2 protein-coding genes are annotated in these 1,662 nt (G+C 74.0%); both read right to left on the bottom strand.

Translation table 11 applies throughout. The annotated features are described in order from the left end of the window. Positions 1–667, bottom strand: a 667-nt coding sequence (locus FNQ90_RS22200; RefSeq protein ID WP_182607975.1) for a homocysteine S-methyltransferase family protein, incomplete at its 3' end; no start/stop codon positions are given. Then, the gene (locus FNQ90_RS22195; RefSeq protein ID WP_143624570.1) at positions 664–1,584 is read right to left on the bottom strand and encodes an LLM class F420-dependent oxidoreductase; all 921 of its coding nucleotides are present in this window, start codon (positions 1,582–1,584) and stop codon (positions 664–666) included. The genes FNQ90_RS22200 and FNQ90_RS22195, both read right to left, overlap by 4 nt. Positions 1,585–1,662: the final 78 nt, after the last annotated feature.

Below are 1,662 nucleotides of genomic sequence, written 5' to 3'. Positions count from 1 at the left end.
CCGCCAGGGCGAACGCCTCCTCCATCGGACGGCCGTCCCTCGTGCGGGGCCCGTCGATCGTCCACGACACCCACACCGGGAGGCCCAACTCCGGCACCATCCGCAGCAGCACCGCCCCCTCGTCCTGGTCCGGCAGCGTCTCCAGGGCGATCAGGTCCGGGCCGGCGGCGGCCAGCGCCGCCAGGCGCGGCCGGTGGAACCGCTCCAGCTCCCCGGCGCCGAGGCCGTACCGACCCCGGTACTCCGCGCCGCCCCCCAGCACCGCGCCGTAGGGGCCGATCGAGCCCGCCACCCACACCGGTTCGCCTCCGGCCGGGCGGGCGGCGACGGCGGCCCGTGCCAACCGCACCGAGCGGGCGATCGCCTCGTCGGCCTCCCGCGCCGACAGGCCCCGGCGGGCCAGGCCCTGCCGGGACGCCTGGTAGGAAGCGGTCAGCAGAATCCGCGCCCCGGCCGCCAGAAAGGCGCCGTGCGCGGCGATCAACGCCTCCGGGGCGTCCAGGAGAGCCGCCGCCGTCCACAGCTCCCCATGGGGTTCCCGACCGGCGGCGGCCAACTGCGCCGACAGCCCGCCGTCCAGGGGCAGCGGAACCGCGAACGAGGGCGTCCCCGCACCGACCCCGGGCGCCCCGCCGGGGGACGCGCCGGGACCGGTCCGGTGGGTCACGACAGTTGCGTCCGCACCCGGGAGGAGATCAGCTCCAGGTGATCCAGGTCGGACAGGTCGAGAATCTGCAGGTAGACGCGGGAGGCGCCCAGCTCGGCGTAACGGCCGATCTTCTCCACCACCTCGTCGGGGGTGCCGGCCAGGCCGTTGGCCCGCAGTTCGGCGGGTTCGCGGCCGATGGCCTCCGCCCGGCGGGCGATCTCCGCCTCATCGCGGCCCACACACGCCACCAGGGCGTTGGAGTAGATCAGGTCGTCGGGCGAACGGCCCGCCTTCTCTGCGGCCTCCCGCACCCGGCCGAACTGCTCGGCGGAGGTCTCGAGCGAGGCGAACGGCAGGTTGAACTCGTCGGCGAAGCGGGCCGCCAGACGCGGGGTGCGGGTGGCGCCCAGACCACCGATGAGCACCGGGGGCTTCGGCTGCGCGGGCTTGGGCAGGGCCGGGGAGTCGGTGAGGGTGTAGTGGGTGCCGCTGTAGGAGAAGGTCTCGCCGACCGGGGTGGCCCACAGCCCGGTGACGATCTCCAACTGCTCCTCCAGCCGGGGGAACTTCTCCTTGGGGAAGGGGATGCCGTACGCGGTGTGCTCGGCCTCGAACCACCCCGCTCCCAGGCCCAGCTCGACCCGCCCGCCGGACATGGCGTCCACCTGGGCCACCTGGATCGCCAGCACCCCGGGGAGTCGGAAGGTGGCGGCGGTCATCAGGGTGCCGAGGCGGATGCGGCTGGTCTCCCGGGCGAGGCCCGCCAGGGTGATCCAGGCGTCCGTCGGGCCGGGCAGACCGTCCCCGCCCATGGCGAGGTAGTGGTCGGAGCGGAAGAAGGCACCGAAGTCGAGGTCCTCGGTGGCCCTGGCCACGGCGAGCAGCTGCTCGTAGGAGGCGCCCTGCTGGGGTTCGGTGAAGATGCGCAGTTCCATGCCCTCCATTGTGGGGTGTTCGACCGGGCGGATGCGGGACGGCCGGCCGAACCACCGACCTGTCTCTTATACACAACT

Source organism: Streptomyces alkaliphilus (assembly GCF_014141535.1).
Lineage (GTDB): Bacteria > Actinomycetota > Actinomycetes > Streptomycetales > Streptomycetaceae > Streptomyces > Streptomyces alkaliphilus.
The sequence above is the reverse complement of the archived record's forward strand: the minus strand, read 5'-3'. Positions and strand labels throughout refer to the sequence as shown.